Origin of the sequence: Kitasatospora sp. NPDC048540, from assembly GCF_040651175.1 — a bacterium.
Lineage (GTDB): Bacteria > Actinomycetota > Actinomycetes > Streptomycetales > Streptomycetaceae > Kitasatospora.
Genome location: NZ_JBEZIR010000003.1, coordinates 18,020 through 35,329, shown reverse-complemented (window position 1 = coordinate 35,329; position 17,310 = coordinate 18,020). Strand labels below are relative to the sequence as shown.

The following is a 17,310-nucleotide window of genomic DNA, read 5'->3' as shown; positions in this document are numbered from 1 at the left end:
TGCGGTCGGGGTGGGCGTTCACCGCCACCCCGACCGTGTCGTCAAGTCCCAACCTCGTAGACGTCGAGGAGCTGCACCATGTCCAGCGCAACCGCCGAAGCCTGGCCCGAGTCCACGCCGGGCCACCGGAGGGTACGGATGGGATTCCGTGCCTGGCGCCGTACCCGGCCTTTCTGGGGCGGCCTGCTGGCAATGCTGGCCGGCGTCCCGATCCTCTACTTCCCTTACGCCAAGCTGTCCATCGGCGGCCTGACGATGGCGATGGCGACCACGGCGGGTGCCGGTTCGCTGATCATCGGCATCCTGCTGATCGCGCTCGGCCTGACGTCCTGGTTCCAGCCGGTGGTGCGGGTGTTCTGCGGTGTGGCCACCACGCTGCTCGCCCTGATCTCGATCCCGGTCTCCAACCTCGGCGGCTTCGGCCTCGGGGTGACGCCGGGTCTGATCGCCGGCGGTCTGCTGGTCGCCTGGGCGCCGCTGCGGACGCTGCCGGCCGAGGCCGAGGCCGAGGCCGCCGCCGAGCCGGAGGCCGCCGCCCTGCCCCACCAGCAGCACGAGCCGGCCGACCGGCCGCTCGCCTACGGCGCGGCGCCGGCCGGACAGCCGCAGCCGTCCGCCCCCGACGCCGCCGCGGCGGCCGTCGACCCCGAGGAGCCGCGGTGACCGAGTCCCAGGAGCCCTCGGCCCAGCTGCCGGGCCCGCGGCACGCCGCGCCCCGCGCGGGGGTCCGCAGCCGGCTGCGCGGACGGGCGCTGGCCATCGCGGCCGTGCCGACCGCGCTGCTGGTCGGCGCCGCGTACACGCCCACGATGGCGGTGGCGGAGCCCAAGTCCGACAAGGCGTGCGCGAGCGCCCCGGACACGGTGATCGAGGAGACGCCGGTCCCGCAGAGCGAGATCAACGTCGTCCCCGACACCGCCTCCACCAACCAGGACCCGGCGGCGAAGAAGAGCACCGCCCCCGCGTCCGGTGCCACCACCACCAACGCCGCGTTCACCACCGCCGCGGCGCCGCAGAGCACCGGCAACCGGGCCGACCCGGCCGTCTACACCACCTCGGACACCAGCCAGGCGGTGCACGGCGCCGTGCAGCAGGCCGGTCTGATCGACGACATCGTGAACGGCGTCTTCCACCCGGGGACGGCCAAGAGCGCCACCCCGACGCCGACCCCGGTGCCGCCCGCGCCCAAGGGCGACACCTCCGCGTCCGCCTCGCCGTCCGCCCCGGCCTCGCCGTCGGCCCCGGCGCCCAAGAGCGACCCCGCGCCGCCCGCCGCCCCGGCGTCCTCGCCGCCGCCGTCCGCCCCGGCGTCCGGTAAGGCCCCGGCGAAGGGGAAGGCCGCGACGCCCGCGCCGTCGCCGTCCGCCTCCGCCGGGCCGAACTGCGTGCTGGACACCCGCAGCGCGGTGGCCAAGGCGGCGCCCGCCGGCCATGTGGTGCCCGAGCAGAACTGGACCCTCAAGTCCAGCCGGCTGGCGCTGCACGGCTCGGTCTTCAACGGCGTCTACGACGTGAGGACACCGACCGGCACCAAGCGGGTGCTGAAGTTCACCACCAGCAGCGTCGACATCGGCAATCTCGACATGTCGACCATTCAGATACCCGGGCTGACCTTCCACGTGAAGAGCGCGCCCAACTCCACGTCCACCATGCGCAACGGCCCGATCACCATGTACGTGGAGCGGCTGTCCGGCCACCTCTCGGAGATCTACGGCCTGCCGATCCCGATCGACCTCGGCGAGATCACGCTGACCCCGGACACTCTGCCGAAGTGGCTGTGGGACCTGCTCAGCGGTGTGCCGATCCCGCTGGACATCACGCTGACCGGGGCCACCGCGATCCAGGCCGGCCAGTTCGGCGGCACCCTCAAGATCCCCGGCATGAAGCTCTACAACGACGAGGAGCCCTACGTCGGCAAGTAGCCTCCGCCCGCACTCCCCGCCCGTACGCCGAAGGGCGGCCCCCCGACCGGGAGGGCCGCCCTTCGGCGTGTGCGGGGAGCGTCAGTTCTTGACGCGGGTGCCCAGGTGGTGGACCTGGACCATGTTGGTGGTGCCGGGGATGCCGGGGGGCGAGCCGGCCGTGACGATCACGGTGTCGCCCTCGGCGAGCCGGTCCAGGCGCAGCAGCTCGCGGTCGACCTGCTCGACCATCTCGTCGGTGGTGGCCACCTGCTCCGTGACGTACGCCTCGACGCCCCAGCTGAGCGACAGCTGGTTGCGGGTGGCGGAGTCCGGGGTGAAGGCGATCACCGGGATCGGCGAGCGGTAGCGGGACAGCCGGCGGGCGGTGTCGCCGGACTTGGTGAAGGCGATCAGTGCCTTGCCGTTCAGGAAGTCGCCCAGCTCGCAGGCGGCGCGGGCGACCGAGCCGGACTGGGTGCGCGGCTTGCGGCCCGGGTTGAGCGGCTGCAGGCCCTGGGAGACCAGCTGCTGCTCCGCGGTCTCGGCGATCCGGCTCATGGTCTTGACCGTCTCGACCGGGAACTTGCCGACGCTCGACTCGGCGGACAGCATGACCGCGTCCGCGCCGTCCAGGATGGCGTTGGCGACGTCCGAGACCTCGGCGCGGGTCGGCCGCGAGGCGTGGATCATCGACTCCATCATCTGGGTGGCGACGATGACGGGCTTGGCGTTGCGGCGGCAGAGCGTGATGAGCTCCTTCTGCACCAGCGGGACCCGCTCCAGCGGGTACTCCACGGCCAGGTCGCCGCGGGCCACCATGACCGCGTCGAAGGCGAGGACGATCTCCTCCATCGCCTCGACGGCCTGCGGCTTCTCGATCTTGGCGATGACCGGGACGCGGATGCCGACCTCGTCCATCACCTTGTGCACGTCGTCGATGTCGCCGGCGTTGCGGACGAAGGAGAGCGCGACCATGTCGACGCCGAGCCGCAGCGCGAACCGCAGGTCGTCCTTGTCCTTCTCGGAGAGCGCGGGCACGTTCACGGCCGCGCCGGGCAGGTTGATGCCCTTGTTGTTCGAGAGCACGCCGCCCTCGACCACCACCGTCTTCACCCGCGGGCCGTCGACGCTGACGACCTCCAGGGCGATGACGCCGTCGTTGATCAGGATCGGGTCGCCGGGCTTCACGTCGCCGGGCAGGCCCTTGTAGGTGGTGCCGCAGATGTGCTGGTCCCCGGGCACATCCTCGGTGGTGATGGTGAAGGTGTCGCCGTTGTCGACGGTCACCGGGCCGTTGGCGAAGGTCGCCAGGCGGATCTTCGGGCCCTGCAGGTCGGCCAGCACCCCGATGGTGCGGCCGGTGTCCTCGGCCACCTGGCGGACCTTGCGGTACCGCTCCTCGTGCTCGGGGTGGGTGCCGTGGCTCATGTTCAGTCGGGCGACGTTCATGCCCGCCTCGACGATGGCCTTCAGCTGTTCGTAGGAGTCCGTGGCAGGACCCAGGGTGCAGACAATTTTCGCTCGGCGCATATCGGTCAGTCTATCCGTTCGTGTTATCGGTGCATTCCGCTCGAAACCTGAGGGATCGCCAACGAACCATCCCGAGGGATGGGATACTGACCGGTAGTCAGAAACTCGCCGGTCGGCTCACCGGACAGCAGTCTGCACCAGCGTGAAGGCCTGCTGTGCGATCTCCAGCTCCTCGTCGGTCGGGACCACCGCCACCGCCACCCGGGAGTGCGCGGCGGAGATGATCCGCGGCTCCCCGGAGCGGACCGCGTTCAGCTCCGGGTCGACCGCGATTCCCAGCGCGTCCAGCCCGGTGCAGGCCGCCTCCCGCACGGGCGCGGCGTTCTCGCCCACCCCCGCGGTGAAGGCGACCGCGTCGACCCGGCCGAGCACGGCGCAGTAGGCCCCCAGGTACTTGCGCAGCCGGTGGACGTACGCGTCGAAGGCCAGCGCCGCCGCCGCGTCGCCCTCCTGGGAGCGGCGCAGCACCTCGCGCATGTCGTTGTCCCCGCACAGGCCGAGCAGGCCGCTGCGGCGGTTCAGCAGGGCGTCGATCTCATCGACCGTCAGCCCGCCGACCCGGTGCAGGTGGAACACCACGCCCGCGTCGATGTCGCCCGAACGGGTGCCCATCACCAGGCCCTCCAGCGGGGTGAGCCCCATCGAGGTCTCCACGCACACCCCGCCGGCCACCGCCGAGGCCGACGCGCCGTTGCCCAGGTGCAGCACGATCACGTTCAGCTCGGCCGGGTCCCGGCCGAGCAGCCGCGCGGTCGCCTGCGAGACGTACCGGTGCGAGGTCCCGTGGAAGCCGTAGCGGCGGACCAGGTGCTCGTCGGCGACCGCCCGGTCGATCGCGTAGCGCGCCGCGTACTCCGGCACGGTCGCGTGGAAGGCGGTGTCGAACACCGCCACCTGCGGGAGGTCCGGACGCAGCCCGCGGGCCACCTCGATGCCGCTGATGTTGGCCGGGTTGTGCAGCGGCGCGAGCGGCACCAGCCGCCGGACCTCGGCCAGCACCTCGTCGGTGATCAGCGTCGGCTCGGTGAACCGGCGCCCGCCGTGCACCACCCGGTGCCCGACCGCCACCAGCTCCGGCGAGTCCAGCCCGAGCCCGTCCGCGTCCAGCTCCTCGGCGACCGCCCGCAGCGCCGCCGCGTGGTCCGGGAAGACCTGCCGCCGCTCGCGCCGCTCCTTGCCGTCCGGGGTGTGCACCAGCCGCCCGTCCGGCTCACCGATCCGCTCGGCCAGCCCGGCGGCGGGGCGGCTGCCGTCCAGCATGTCGATCAGCTGGTACTTGACCGAGGAGGACCCGGCGTTCAGCACCAGGACCCGGGTGCCCGCGCTCATCGCGCCGCCTCCCGGTCCGCGCCCTGGGCCTGGATGGCCGTGATCGCGACGGTGTTGACGATGTCCTCCACCAGAGCTCCCCTGGACAGGTCGTTGACGGGCTTGCGCAGGCCCTGCAGCACCGGCCCGACCGCGACCGCGCCGGCCGACCGCTGGACCGCCTTGTAGGTGTTGTTGCCGGTGTTCAGGTCCGGGAAGACCAGCACGGTGGCCCGGCCCGCCACCGCCGAGCCCGGCAGCTTGGCGGCCGCCACCCGGGCGTCCACCGCCGCGTCGTACTGGATCGGGCCCTCCACCAGCAGCTCCGGCCGCAGCTCGCGGACCAGCTCGGTGGCGCGGCGGACCTTGTCCACGTCCGCGCCCGACCCCGAGGTGCCGGTCGAGTACGACAGCAGCGCCACCCGCGGCTCGACGCCGAACCGGGCCGCGGTCTCGGCGGAGCGGATCGCGATGTCGGCCAGCTGCGCGGCGTCCGGGTCCGGGTTGACCGCGCAGTCGCCGTACACCAGCACCCGGTCGGCCAGGCACATGAAGAACACCGAGGAGACCGTCGCCACCCCGGGCGAGGTCTTGATCACCTCGAAGGCCGGGCGGATGGTCGCCGCGGTGGAGTGCGCCGCGCCGGAGACCATCCCGTCGGCGATTCCCTCCTGCACCATCAGCGTCCCGAAGTACGAGACGTCGGCGACCACGTCCAGCGCGGCCTCGACCGTCATGCCCTTGTGTGCCCGCAGCTGCGCGTACAGCTCGGCGAAGCGGCGGCGCAGCGGGCTGGTGGCCGGGTCGACCACCCGCACCTGGGCGCGGTCGGCCCCCTCGACCGGGGCGGGCAGCTCGATGCCGAGCGCGGCGGCCCGGCGGTGCACGGCCTCCGGCTCGCCGAGCAGGGTGAGGTCGCAGATGTTGCGGCGCAGCAGCACCTCGGCCGCCCGCAGCACCCGGTCGTCGGTGCCCTCCGGCAGCACGATGTGCTTGCGGGAGCCGCGGGCCCGCTCCAGCAGCTCGTGCTCGAACATCATCGGGGTCACCCGCTCGGACCTGACCAGCTCGATCCGCCGGGTCAACTCGGTGACGTCGACGTGGAGTTCGAACAGCCCGAGGGCGATCTCGGCCTTCCGCGGGCTGTCCGGCCCGATCCGGCCCTCCAGGTGGGTCAGCGCCGCGGCGGTCAGCCAGCTGCCCTCGGGGACCGCCGCCACCGGGGTCCCCGGCGCCAGCCGGGCCGCCAGCGCCATCACCTCGGGGCCGGGCTGCAGCCCGAGGGTCAGCAGCACCCCGGCGATCGGCGGCGCCCCGGCGGCGTGCGCGGCCAGCGAACCTATCAGCAGGTCGGCGCGGTCACCCGGGGTGACCACCAGCGCCCCCTCGGTCAGCGCGGTCAGGAAGGCCGGCAGCATCGCACCGCCGAACACGAACGAGCGCACGTCCCGGGCCAGGCCCGCGGCGTCCCCCAGCAGCAGCTCGGCGCCGGTCGCACCGACCAGCTGGGCCACGGTCGGCGCCGACAGCGCGGGCTCCTCCGGGATGACGTACGCGGGGACCGGGAGCTTCTGCGCCAGGACCTCGCGGACCTGCTCCCGGGTGCCCGGCGCGACCCGGTTGGCGATCATCGCCACGGTCGAGCAGCCGAGGTCGGTGTAGGCCCGGTGGGCGTTGCGCACCTCCGCGACCACCGCCTGCGGGTCCTCGCCCTGGCCGCCCACCACCGGCAGCACCCAGGCGCCGAACTCGTTCGCCAGCCGGGCGTTGAAGGCCAGTTCGTCCGGGATGTTGGTGCCCGCGAAGTCGGTGCCGAGCACCAGCACCGCCTGGCACTCGCGCTCCACCGCGTGGAAGCGCTCCACCAGCGCCGAGACCAGCTCGTCCTGGCCCTGCGCGGCCTGCAGGGCGGCGGCCTCCTCGTAGGTCAGGCCGTACAGCCCGGCGGCCGGCAGCTGCAGCCGGTACCTGGTCCGCAGCAGCTCCACCACGTGGTCCCCGCCGGCCCCGCCCGGACCGTGCGCGTGCACCAGCGGCCGGAACACCCCGACCCGGTCCACCTGCCGGGTCAGCAGCTCCATGACCCCGAGCTCGACGGCCTGCCGGCCGTCCCCCCGGTCGATCCCGGTCACGTACACGCTGCGCGCCACGCGGGTGTCTCCGTCCCGTCGCCCTCGAATCTCCGTCACCTCGACCCTACCTTCGCGCTCCGCCCGAGGGCGGCCCTCGCGCGGCCCGGCGGACCGGTCCCGGGACCTGCGGGAGGCCGGCCGGCGCGGCCCGTCCCGCCCGGCCCTGAGCTGGGCTTTCACCGCAGGGCACGTCACTCGCGGTGATCGTCCGGGGGGCGTTGAGTAAAGCCTGGCCGGATCGGCCGTACTACGGTCCTCGAACCCGGGCGGCTCACGTCCCGGGCCTCGCTGATGCGCCATCAAGCGCACGTTGCATCGATGAGGAGCAGCGCGTCATGAGCTTGGACCCGTCCTGTCCGATCGGGGAACTCCCGGCCGACATCAAACGGTGGATCCGGGTGCAACACTCCGTCTACTGCCACCGTGAGCTGTTCCGTGGGATCCGGGACCCCCGGCTGAACATCAAGGCCGCGGTCAAGGAAGGCATCATCCGGGCCTTCGCCGACCGCACGGTCACCGCCCGGGGCGTCGCCGAGGCGGTGCTCGGACATGCGCTCGCCGCCGGCCACGAGCAGGCGCAGCGGTTCCGGGTCCGCGGCGGCCAGGTCCACCGGCAGAGCCTGGTCGAACTGCTGGGGCAGGAGGCCGACGGCGACCCGGACATCCTGCGTGGCCTGCAGGAGGTCGACGGCCTGTCGGGGCAGCGCAACGCGGTCTTCATGTGCCGCAGAGTCTTCCGGATAACGGGTCCGCGGACGAGCCTGATCCTCAACAAGACCGTCGGCACGACGGCGACCACGCTCACCTACACGGAGAGAGTGGCCCTCGCGGCAGTGGACCTCAAGTATCTGGCCGAGTTCTTCAAGGAATCACTTCCGAGAGAGGAGTCGAAATGACCACAGCCCGGACCATGACGGTCCGACGGGATTCGCACGCGAATGCACACCGGCCGCGGGTCGGGACCCATGGCAGGCTGGCCGAACCGACCTCGCTGCAGCTCTCCGAGCGCGACTACGAGGCGATCCTCGACGAAGCCCGGCTGCGCCGGTCCGGGGGCGCGGCGACGGGCTCGCAGCAGCGCGGTGTCACCTATCTGCCCGGCTGCCGACCCGAGCGGTCGCGCTCCCGGGTGCGGCTGGCGCACCTCGCGATCGAGCTGAGCGGTGCCCTGCGGATAGGGGTGATCGGGATGGCGGTCTTCCTCATCGCCCGGGGGGAGGTGTTCAACGGGCTGGCATTGATTCCGCTGGTCGTTCTGGATGCGCTACGACGGCTGAACGACTGATCGTTGCGGGAGCTGCCTGCCACCCGTGGGTTGGAGGCCGATGGCGGCAGGCAGCCACAGGTACACCCTTGAGACAGGAGAGCACCGTATGTCCATCAGTAGCACGACCGGCGGAGCGGGCGGCGAGAACGGAGAAATCGCCCGTCCGGACGGGAACGACGGAGCAAACCGGTCCCTGGAGGCCGCGGTCGCCGATATGCTCCGCACCCCCCGGCACCGCGCCGCGCTGGCCGCGGTGGTCGCGCGCGAGCAGGACGGGCGGCGCCCGGGGTTCCGGTGCGCCTGCGAGTGCTGTGCCGAGCGGCGGGAGCGGTCGCGGGCGCGGCGGACGCTGACGATCTCCGGGGCGCAGCTGGTGCTGGGCTGCCTCGTGCTGGTGCTCGGCGCGATCGGCCTCGACCAGGTCGTGCACCACGGGCCGCAGGCCGGCGTGTACGGGGTCTTCGCAGGCCTGGCGGTCTCCGTCATCGGCCTGCTCCACACCATGCGGCCGAAGAAGTCGGCCTGAGGCCCCGGGACGCGGCGGCGCCCGGGCTTCCCGGTGGGATCGGGGAGGCCCGGGTGCGGCGCGGCGGCTCAGGCCGGGCGCAGCCAGAGGGTGGCGAGCGGCGGGACGATCAGCTCGGCGCTGCCGGGCTGGCCGTTCCACGGGGTCGGTTCGGCCTTCACCGGGCGGGAGTTGGAGACGCCGCTGCCGCCGAACCGGGCCGCGTCGGTGTTCAGTGCCTCCTCCCAGAGCTGGTCCTTGCCGGCCAGCTTCGGCAGGCCGACCCGGTGGCCGTGCCGGACCACCGGGGAGAAGTTGCAGATCGCCACCAGCGGGGTGCCGTCGGCGGCGTACCGGACGAAGGAGAGCAGGTTGTCCTCGGCCGCGCCGCCGTCCAGCCAGCGGAAGCCGTCGGGGGTGGTGTCCTGCTCCCACAGCGCCGGGCTGGCCAGGTAGACCCGGTTGAGTTCGCCGACCAGCTGCTGGGTGCCGCGGTGCTCGGCGGCGGCCGGCCAGTCGTCGGCGAGCACCCACCACTGCGGGCCGTGCTCGTGGTCCCACTCCGCGCCCTGCGAGAACTCCTGTCCCATGAACAGCAGTTGCTTGCCCGGGTGGGCCCACATGAAGCCGAGGTAGGCGCGCTGGTTGGCCCGCTGCTGCCACCAGTCGCCGGGCATCTTGGTGACCAGGGACTGCTTGCCGTGCACCACCTCGTCGTGCGAGATCGGCAGGATGTAGTTCTCCGAGTAGGCGTACACCATCGAGAAGGTGATCTCGTTGTGGTGGTACTTGCGGTGCACCGGCTCCTTGGACATGTAGACCAGCGAGTCGTGCATCCAGCCCATGTTCCACTTCAGCCCGAAGCCGAGGCCCCCGCTGTCGGTCGGGCGGGTGACGCCGTCCCAGGCGGTGGACTCCTCGGCGATGGTGACCACGCCGGGGCAGCGCCGGTAGACGGTGGCGTTCATCTCCTGAAGGAACGCGGCCGCGTCGAGGTTCTCCCGGCCGCCGTACCGGTTCGGGGTCCACTCGCCGCCCTCGCGCGAGTAGTCGAGGTAGAGCATCGAGGCGACGGCGTCCACCCGCAGGCCGTCGATGTGGAACTCCTCGCACCAGTACGTGGCGTTGGCGACCAGGAAGTTGCGGACCTCGGTGCGGCCGTAGTCGAACTCCAGCGTGCCCCAGTCCGGGTGCTCGGCGCGCAGCGGGTCGGCGGGCTCGTACAGCGGCTCGCCGTCGAAGCGCGCCAGCGCGAAGTCGTCCTTGGGGAAGTGCGCGGGCACCCAGTCGACGATCACGCCGATGCCGTGCAGGTGCAGGGTGTCGACCAGGTACCGGAAGTCGTCCGGGCTGCCGAGCCGGGCGGTCGGCGCGTAGAAGCCGGACACCTGGTAGCCCCAGGAGCCGCCGAACGGGTGCTCCATCACCGGCATGAACTCGACGTGGGTGAAGCCCAGTTCCTTCAGGTAGCCGGGCAGCTCGGCGGCGATCTCGCGGTAGCCGGTCAGGTCCGGCCGCCAGGAGGCCAGGTGCAGCTCGTACACCGACATCGGCGCCCGGTGGTGCACGGTGTGCGCCCGCCGGGCCATCCACTCGCCGTCGCCCCACTCGTACCCGGAGGTGTGCACCACCGAGGCCGTGGCGGGCGGGCACTGGGTGGCGCGGGCCAGCGGGTCGGCCTTCTCCAGCACCCACCCCTGCCGGGTGCGGATCTGGTACTTGTAGGTGGCGCCGTCGCCGAGACCGGGCACGAACAGCTCCCAGATCCCGGAGGAGCCGAGCGAGCGCATCGGGTGGCCGGTGCCGTCCCAGTGGTTGAAGTCGCCGATCAGCCGGACCCCGACGGCGTTCGGCGCCCAGACCGCGAACGCCGTGCCGAGCACCCCGTCGACCTCGCGCACGTGCGAGCCGAGCGCCCGCCACAGCTGCTCGTGCCGGCCCTCGGCGATCAGGTGCAGGTCCAGCTCGCCCAGGGTCGGCGCGGTCCGGTAGCCGTCCTCCTGTTCGAGCAGCTCGCCGCCGGGGTAGCCGACCCGCAGCCGGTACCGGGGGAACTCCTCGCCCGCCAGCAGGCCGGTGAACAGGCCGGACCGCTGGTGCGTCAGTTCGGCCGGGCCGTGCTCGGTGTCGATCAGCACCCGCTCCGCGAACGGCCGCAGCACCCGGATCGCGGTGCCGCCCTGGGTGGGGTGGGCGCCGAGCAGGGCGTGCGGGTCGTGGTGGCCGCCGGAGACCAGCCGGTCGACCTCGGCCGGGGGCAGCGGCGCCTCCGGCAGCCGCAGCACGGCGTCCGGCCGCGGCTGCGGGAGCAGCGGCGCGCCGGCCCCGGGCCGGTCCTGGGCGTCCGGGCCGTCGGACGGCTCGGCCCGCCGGGGCGCCCCGGCCGCCCGCGACCGGCCCGCCCGGGCTGGGGTGCCCCGCTCGGGCAGGAAGGTGGCGGGCACGGCGGGGTTGGTGCGGTCCGGCTTCGGGCCGAGCGGTGTCACGACGGGGTCCTCCTGCGGCGGTGGTTGTGCGGGGGTCAGACGGTGAGGGCCAGGCGGTTGATGGCGGCCAGCGGGATGGGCAGCCAGCTGGGCCGGTGGCGGGCCTCGTACACGACCTCGTAGACCGCCTTGTCGATCTCCAGGGCGCGCATCAGCTCCGGTGCGGCCGCGGGGTCGGCGCCGCCGCCCGCGGTGTAGCCGGCGCAGTACGCGGCCCGGTTGCGGGCCGCCCAGGCGGCGGCCAGGTGGGCGAGCTGCGGGTCGGTGCCGGGGGAGCCGGCCAGCAGGTGGGCGGCGGCGTAGTCGAAGGAGCGGAGCATCGCCGCGACGTCGCGCAGCGCGGGCTGCGGCAGCCTCCGTTCGGCCAGCGGCTTGGCGGGCTCGCCCTCGAAGTCCAGCAGCACCCAGCCGTGCGGGGTGCGCATCGCCTGGCCGAGGTGCAGGTCGCCGTGGATCCGCTGGACCTGCAGGCCGTCCAGGTGGTCCGCGGTGAGCTGCTGGAAGGCGCCGCGCAGCGCCGAGCGGTAGCGCAGCAGCCCGGGGACGGTGGCGACCGCGCTGTCCAGCCGGTCGGCCATCGCGCCGGCCAGCCGGGCGATCCGCTCCCGGTCGAGCCGGTCGACCGGCATCGACCGGGCCAGCACCCGGTGCACCTCGGCGGTGGCCCGGCCGAGCCGGTGCGCCTCGATGGCGAAGTTGCCGGGGGAGGGGTCGCCCTTGAGCCGGGCGACCTGGTCGAGGGCGAGCTCCCAGCCGTCCTCGGCGTCCGGCAGGTAGCGCTGGAGCAGGCCGAGAGTGGCCGGTTCCGATCGCTCCAGCCGGCTCTCGAACCACGCGGCGACCCGCGGGATCCGGGTGGAGCCGGCCCGGGAGAGGGCCAGTGAGAGTTCGAGGTCCGGGTTGGTGCCCGGGCTGATCCGGCGGAACAGCTTGAGGATGAAGGCGGTGCCGTAGATCACCGAGCTGTTGGACTGCTCGGCGGTGGAGGCCCGGCCGGGCAGGTTGCCGGGCAGCCCGGGCCCCGGGGTGCGGCGGAAGGACAGCGGGCCGAACCGGTCGCCGGTGGCCAGGTGCTCCAGCAGCCGCCCCGTCAGCTCCGGGTCGTGCACCGCGTCGTACAGCATGGCGCCGTCGTAGGTGGTGCCCTCCAGCCGGCCGAGGACGGCGCCGGGCGGGATGCCGCCCGGCTCGTTCGAGCGGATTCCGAGCAGGAGCTGGTAGATGTCGCCCTGGGCGGCCGGCCCGGTGCCCTGCTCGACCCGCAGCAGCAGGTGCAGCAGGGCGGGGTCGCCGACCTGCAGGGGCGTGCCGACCACCGGGGTGAGCCCGGTGATGGCCCGGCCCTTGCCGGCGTACCAGCGCTGGGTGGGGAGCCAGGCGGCGATCAGCGGCAGCGCTGCGTGGACCAGCTCGCTGACCCCCGCAGCAGTTCTCCGGGCCCCGGATCCGCGCGTGCTGACGGCCCCGGGGGCGCCGTCGGGCGTGTCGCGGTGCACTTGGGCTTGAGAACGGGAGGTTTCGGACATGACTCCCTTTCCCCGGAAGCGGGCGGACTGCCCGACGGGTCCTGGCCGGGTCCGTCAGTCTTCCGGATTTCGGCGGCGCGGCGGCGACGGCACGCGAGCGGGGCTCGGGTGTCACGCCATAGTGTGGGTGGCCGTTGGGCTGTTCTCCGTACGCGGTGGTGCAGAGGCCTCCGGGGGCGCGGGGTGCTGCTCTCGCGCCCCCGGAGGGTTCGGTGCTGTGGGGCCTGGTGGATCGTTACTTCGGCGCCGCGAGCTACTTGGCGCCGGGCTTGCGCAGCTGGAACCAGTAGAAGCCGTGCCCGGCCAGGGTGAGCAGGTACGGCCACTCGCCGATGGACGGGAAGCGCACGCCGCCGATCAGCTCGACCGGGTACCGCCCGCCGTACCGCCGCAGGTCCAGTTCGGTCGGCTGTGCGAAACGCGAGAAGTTGTTCACGCACATGACCAGGTCTCCCTCGTACTCGCGCACGAAGGCCAGCACTGCGGGGTTGCTGGAGGGCAGCTCGGTGTAGCTGCCGAGGCCGAACGCAGGATTGAGCTTGCGGATCTCGATCATGCGACGCGTCCAGTGCAGCAGTGAGCTCGAACTGCTTTGCTGCGCTTCGACGTTGGTCACCTGATAGCCGTACACCGGGTCCATGATGGGCGGCAGACTGAGCCTGCCCGGGTCGGCGGAGGAGAAACCCGCGTTGCGGTCCGGCGTCCACTGCATCGGGGTCCGGACACCGTCCCGGTCGCCGAGCCAGATGTTGTCGCCCATGCCGATCTCGTCGCCGTAGTAGAGCACCGGGGAGCCGGGCAGCGAGAGCAGCAGGGCGGTGAAGAGCTCGATCTGGTTGCGGTCGTTCTCCAGCAGCGGGGCGAGCCGCCGGCGGATGCCCACGTTGGCCCGCATCCGCGGGTCCTTCGCGTACTCCGCGTACATGTAGTCGCGCTCCTCGTCGGTGACCATCTCCAGGGTCAGCTCGTCGTGGTTGCGCAGGAAGATGCCCCACTGGCAGCCGGACGGGATGTCCGGGGTCTTGGCGAGGATCTCGGAGACCGGGTAGCGGGACTCCCGGCGCACGGCCATGAAGATCCGCGGCATCACCGGGAAGTGGAACGCCATGTGGCACTCGTCGCCGCCGGAGGCGAAGTCGCCGAAGTAGTCGACCACGTCCTCCGGCCACTGGTTGGCCTCGGCCAGCAGCACCGTGTCCGGGTAGTCCGCGTCGATCTCCTTGCGCAGCCGGCGCAGGAACTCGTGGGTCTCCGGGAGGTTCTCGCAGTTGGTGCCCTCGCGGGCGTACAGGTACGGCACCGCGTCCAGCCGGAAGCCGTCGATCCCCAGGTCCAGCCAGAACCGCAGGGCCGCGATCACCTCCTCCTCGACCCGCGGGTTGTCGTAGTTCAGGTCCGGCTGGTGGGAGAAGAACCGGTGCCAGAAGTACTGCTTGCGGACCGGGTCGTAGGTCCAGTTGGAGGTCTCGGTGTCGACGAAGATGATCCGGGCGTCCGGGAACTGCTTGTCGTCGTCGGCCCACATGTAGAAGTCGCCGTACGGGCCGTCGGGGTCGTTGCGCGAGGCCTGGAACCAGGGGTGCTGGTCGCTGGTGTGGTTGACCACGAAGTCGATGATCACCCGCATCCCGCGCAGGTGGGCGGCGTCCACGAACTCGACGAAGTCGGCGAGGTCGCCGAACTCGGGCAGCACCGACTTGTAGTCCGCCACGTCGTAGCCGCCGTCGCGCAGCGGGGAGGCGAAGAACGGCGGCAGCCAGAGGCAGTCCACGCCCAGCCACTGCAGGTAGTCCAGCTTCTCGGTGAGCCCCTTGAGGTCACCGACCCCGTCGCCGTTGCTGTCCTGGAAGGAGCGCACCAGGACCTCGTAGAAGACCGCGCGTTTGAACCAGTCGGGGTCCCGGTCCTTGCTCGGCGTCTCGGCGAAGGTGTCGGGGACGGGCTCGTTGACTGTCACTGAGGATGCCTCCGAACGGTGAGGAGGTGGGCCGGCCCGGCGGACGGGTCGAGCCGGACGTAGTTGTGCCGGGCCCAGGTGTAGGTGGCACCGGTGAGCTCGTCGTGCACGGTGATCGGGTGGTCGCCGTCGAGGGTGACGGTCGCCTCCTGGGCCTGCCTCGGGTCCAGGTTGACCACCGTGATCACGTGGTCCTCGATGCCGTCCTCGGTGGTCGCCGACTTGGAGTAGGCGATGACCTGGTCGTTGTCGGTCGGGTGGAAGCGCAGGTTGCGCAGCTGCTGGAGGGCGGGGTGCCGGCGGCGCAGCCGGTTCAGCGCGGTCAGCAGCGGGGCGAGGGTGTCCTGGCGGGTCCAGTCGCGCGGGCGCAGCTCGTACTTCTCCGAGTGCAGGTACTCCTCCGAGCCCGGGTGGGCCGGCTCGTTCTCGAAGTGCTCGTAGCCGGCGTAGACGCCGTAGCTCGGGGCCAGGGTGGCGGCCAGCACGGCCCGGACGGCGAAGGCGGCGCGGCCGCCGTGCTGGAGGTACTCGGGCAGGATGTCCGGGGTGTTGGCGAAGAAGTTCGGCCGCATGTAGGCGGCCGCGTCACCGCTGAGCTCGGTGAGGTACTCGGTGAGCTCCTGCTTGGTGTTGCGCCAGGTGAAGTAGGTGTAGGACTGGTGGAAGCCGATCTTGCCGAGGGTGTGCATCATCGCCGGGCGGGTGAAGGCCTCGGCGAGGAAGACCACGTCGGGGTCGGTGCGGGCGATGTCGGCGAGCACCTTCTCCCAGAAGCTCACCGGCTTGGTGTGCGGGTTGTCGACCCGGAAGATCCGCACCCCGTGTGCCATCCAGAACCTCAGGACCCGCAGGGTCTCCTTGACGATCCCGTCGAAGTCCTGGTCGAAGTTGACCGGATAGATGTCCTGGTACTTCTTGGGCGGGTTCTCGGCGTACGCGATGGTGCCGTCGGCGCGGTGGGTGAACCATTCCGGGTGCTTGTTCACCCACGGGTGGTCCGGGGAGCACTGCAGCGCGAAGTCGAGCGCCACCTCCAGGTCCAGCGCGGTGGCCTCGGCGACGAAGTGGTCGAAGTCCTCGATGGTGCCGAGGTCCGGGTGGACCGCGTCGTGGCCGCCCTCGGGGGAGCCGATCGCCCACGGCGAGCCGACGTCCCACCGGCCGGCCGTCAGGGTGTTGTCCGGCCCCTTGCGGAACGCCCGGCCGATCGGGTGGACCGGCGGCAGGTAGACCACGTCGAAGCCCATCGCGGCGACCGCGGGCAGCCGCTCGGCGGCGGTCCGCAGCGTCCCCGACACCGGTGGGGTGGCACCCGAGGCGTCCACCACGGCCCCCTCGGAGCGCGGGAAGAACTCGTACCAGCCGCCGAACAGCGCGCGCTGCCGGTCCACCTGCAGCGGCAGCGGCCGCGAGGCGCTGACCAGCTCGCGCAGCGGGTATCGGGCGAGCAGGGCCGTCACCTCCGGGGCGAGCGCGGCGGCGTAGCGGCTGAGGGTCGGCAGCCCGGTGTCGCGCAGCGCGTCCACGGCGGCCAGCACGTGGGCCCGGCCGTCCTTCTTCGGCACCCCGGCGGCGGCCCGCTCCAGCAGCAGCGCGCCCTCCTCCAGGACCAGCGCGGTGTCGATCCCGGCGGGCAGCTTCACCGCGGCGTGCCGGCGCCAGGTGGCGACCGGGTCGCTCCACGCCTCCACCAGGTACGACCAGCGGCCGGGGGCGGTCGGGGTGACCTGCGCGCCCCAGCGGTCGGTGCCCTCGGCCAGCTCGCGCATCGGCGTCCAGGGGCCGCTGCGGCCGCGCGGGTCGCGCAGCACCACGTTGGCGCTGACCGCGTCGTGCCCTTCCCGGAAGACGGTGGCGGTGACCGTGAAGGCCTCCCCGACCACGGCCTTGGCCGGGCGGCGCCCGGCGTCGACTAGGGGGCTGACGTCCAGGACGGGGATGCGGCCGATCACGGTGTCGCTCTCTGTCGTCTTGCGGGCGGTGGACTTGCGGGCGGCGCTCTTCGCGGGGGCCGGCCGGCGCGCGGCGCCCGCGGCGCCGCCGCTGCCCGCGCCCGCGGAGCCGGCCCGCGTCGTGGTGGTGGTCCGCGCGGTGGTGGCCCGCGCGGTGGCGGTGCGCGGGGCGGCGGCGGTGGCGGCGGTGGCGGCCGAGGTGCGCCGCGGGGCCGCCTTGCGGGCGGGGACGTCGTCGGCGGCGTCCGGGCCGCCGCCGGGGCCGCCGGCCCGCGGGGCCGGCAACGGCGGCTCCGTGGTCGACGGTGTGTCGGGTGAGCCCGACGGCGAGGTGGACTGGTCCCGCGTGTCGCCGTGCATGCCAAACTCCTGCCCGAGATCGGCGGCGGCTCCCGCGGGCCCGAGGCCGGGGAGTGCCGGAGGAACTGCTGGCTGAGGAAGGACGTGCGACCGGAAGGCTGCCCGCACCGACGCGCCCGGCAACCTGCCAGCCGGCCCGCGACCGCGGCCCGCGCCCCGAGCGGCCGCGCGCGTCCCGGCGCGCGCCACTCGGGGCACGCCCCGAGGTGACCCAACCCAACCGGAAACGAGCGGAGCAGGGGCGAGGACACGCACTCGGGCCGCAGGAGAGGGCCGAATGGGCTAAGGACGACAGGAAGGATGAAGGTTCGTCAACGAGGTGATCCCGGCACTGGAGCAGCGGGGTGCGCCAACCGGCTCGCACTCCCCGCGGCACCAACGAC

12 protein-coding genes are annotated in these 17,310 nt (G+C 72.8%); 5 read left to right on the top strand and 7 right to left on the bottom strand.

The annotated features are described in order from the left end of the window. Positions 1 to 78 precede the first annotated feature (78 nt). Together AB0D08_RS02860 and AB0D08_RS02855 are read left to right on the top strand one after the other, a co-directional pair. Complete coding sequence (locus AB0D08_RS02860; RefSeq protein ID WP_359886052.1) at positions 79 to 663, top strand: DUF6114 domain-containing protein; 585 nt, start codon at positions 79 to 81, stop codon at positions 661 to 663. Next, a complete protein-coding gene (locus AB0D08_RS02855; RefSeq protein ID WP_359886051.1) occupies positions 660 to 1,922 on the top strand; it encodes a hypothetical protein in 1,263 nt (420 codons plus the stop codon). The genes AB0D08_RS02860 and AB0D08_RS02855 overlap by 4 nt, the downstream gene beginning before the upstream one ends. A gap of 81 nt (positions 1,923 to 2,003) precedes the next feature. On the opposite strand, the gene pyk is transcribed toward AB0D08_RS02855, so the two are convergent. From pyk to pta, 3 genes are all read right to left on the bottom strand, one after another. Then, the gene (gene pyk, locus AB0D08_RS02850; RefSeq protein WP_033821714.1) at positions 2,004 to 3,434 is read right to left on the bottom strand and encodes a pyruvate kinase; all 1,431 of its coding nucleotides are present in this window, start codon (positions 3,432 to 3,434) and stop codon (positions 2,004 to 2,006) included. 117 nt (positions 3,435 to 3,551) lie between these two features. Continuing rightward, a complete protein-coding gene (locus AB0D08_RS02845) occupies positions 3,552 to 4,763 on the bottom strand; it encodes an acetate kinase (RefSeq protein WP_359886050.1) in 1,212 nt (403 codons plus the stop codon). After that, positions 4,760 to 6,892 (bottom strand): phosphate acetyltransferase, encoded by a 2,133-nt coding sequence (gene pta / locus AB0D08_RS02840; protein WP_359886049.1) that lies wholly within the window; start codon positions 6,890 to 6,892, stop codon positions 4,760 to 4,762. Before pta ends, AB0D08_RS02845 begins: the two co-directional genes overlap by 4 nt. Before the next feature lie 317 nt (positions 6,893 to 7,209). On the opposite strand from pta, the gene AB0D08_RS02835 reads away from it, so the two are divergent. From AB0D08_RS02835 to AB0D08_RS02825, 3 genes are all read left to right on the top strand, one after another. Next, on the top strand, positions 7,210 to 7,770 hold the full coding sequence (locus AB0D08_RS02835) for a hypothetical protein (protein WP_033821717.1): 561 nt from the start codon (positions 7,210 to 7,212) through the stop codon (positions 7,768 to 7,770). After that, positions 7,767 to 8,159 carry a hypothetical protein gene (locus AB0D08_RS02830; RefSeq protein WP_033821718.1) on the top strand — a complete coding sequence of 131 codons (393 nt, stop codon included), beginning with the start codon at positions 7,767 to 7,769 and terminating at the stop codon, positions 8,157 to 8,159. The genes AB0D08_RS02835 and AB0D08_RS02830 overlap by 4 nt, the downstream gene beginning before the upstream one ends. 88 nt (positions 8,160 to 8,247) lie before the next feature. Continuing rightward, entirely contained in the window at positions 8,248 to 8,667 is a 420-nt protein-coding gene (locus AB0D08_RS02825) for a hypothetical protein (RefSeq protein ID WP_033821719.1), read from the top strand. 68 nt (positions 8,668 to 8,735) lie between these two features. Here AB0D08_RS02825 and glgB read toward each other — a convergent pair whose 3' ends face one another. The 4 genes from glgB to AB0D08_RS02805 all read right to left on the bottom strand — a co-directional run bounded on the left by glgB (position 8,736) and on the right by AB0D08_RS02805 (position 16,567). Continuing rightward, positions 8,736 to 11,132 (bottom strand): 1,4-alpha-glucan branching protein GlgB, encoded by a 2,397-nt coding sequence (gene glgB, locus AB0D08_RS02820; RefSeq protein WP_359886048.1) that lies wholly within the window; start codon positions 11,130 to 11,132, stop codon positions 8,736 to 8,738. A gap of 35 nt (positions 11,133 to 11,167) precedes the next feature. Then, complete coding sequence (locus AB0D08_RS02815; protein ID WP_033821720.1) at positions 11,168 to 12,658, bottom strand: maltokinase; 1,491 nt, start codon at positions 12,656 to 12,658, stop codon at positions 11,168 to 11,170. A gap of 253 nt (positions 12,659 to 12,911) precedes the next feature. Further along, positions 12,912 to 14,615, bottom strand: a complete 1,704-nt coding sequence (gene treS, locus AB0D08_RS02810; protein WP_033821721.1) for a maltose alpha-D-glucosyltransferase — start codon at positions 14,613 to 14,615, stop codon at positions 12,912 to 12,914. Further along, positions 14,612 to 16,567 (bottom strand): alpha-1,4-glucan--maltose-1-phosphate maltosyltransferase, encoded by a 1,956-nt coding sequence (locus tag AB0D08_RS02805; protein WP_033821723.1) that lies wholly within the window; start codon positions 16,565 to 16,567, stop codon positions 14,612 to 14,614. Before AB0D08_RS02805 ends, treS begins: the two co-directional genes overlap by 4 nt. Between the last annotated feature and the right edge of the window lie 743 nt (positions 16,568 to 17,310).

What these genes read in the sequence shown, in the direction of transcription:
- AB0D08_RS02860 (WP_359886052.1), top strand. Translation starts at nt 79, where the DNA reads ATGTCCAGCGCAACCGCCGAAGCCTGGCCCGAGTCCACGCCGGGCCAC.
- AB0D08_RS02815 (WP_033821720.1), bottom strand. Translation starts at nt 12,658, where the DNA reads ATGTCCGAAACCTCCCGTTCTCAAGCCCAAGTGCACCGCGACACGCCC.
- AB0D08_RS02835 (WP_033821717.1), top strand. Translation starts at nt 7,210, where the DNA reads ATGAGCTTGGACCCGTCCTGTCCGATCGGGGAACTCCCGGCCGACATC.
- AB0D08_RS02825 (WP_033821719.1), top strand. Translation starts at nt 8,248, where the DNA reads ATGTCCATCAGTAGCACGACCGGCGGAGCGGGCGGCGAGAACGGAGAA.
- AB0D08_RS02830 (WP_033821718.1), top strand. Translation starts at nt 7,767, where the DNA reads ATGACCACAGCCCGGACCATGACGGTCCGACGGGATTCGCACGCGAAT.
- pyk (WP_033821714.1), bottom strand. Translation starts at nt 3,434, where the DNA reads ATGCGCCGAGCGAAAATTGTCTGCACCCTGGGTCCTGCCACGGACTCC.
- AB0D08_RS02845 (WP_359886050.1), bottom strand. Translation starts at nt 4,763, where the DNA reads ATGAGCGCGGGCACCCGGGTCCTGGTGCTGAACGCCGGGTCCTCCTCG.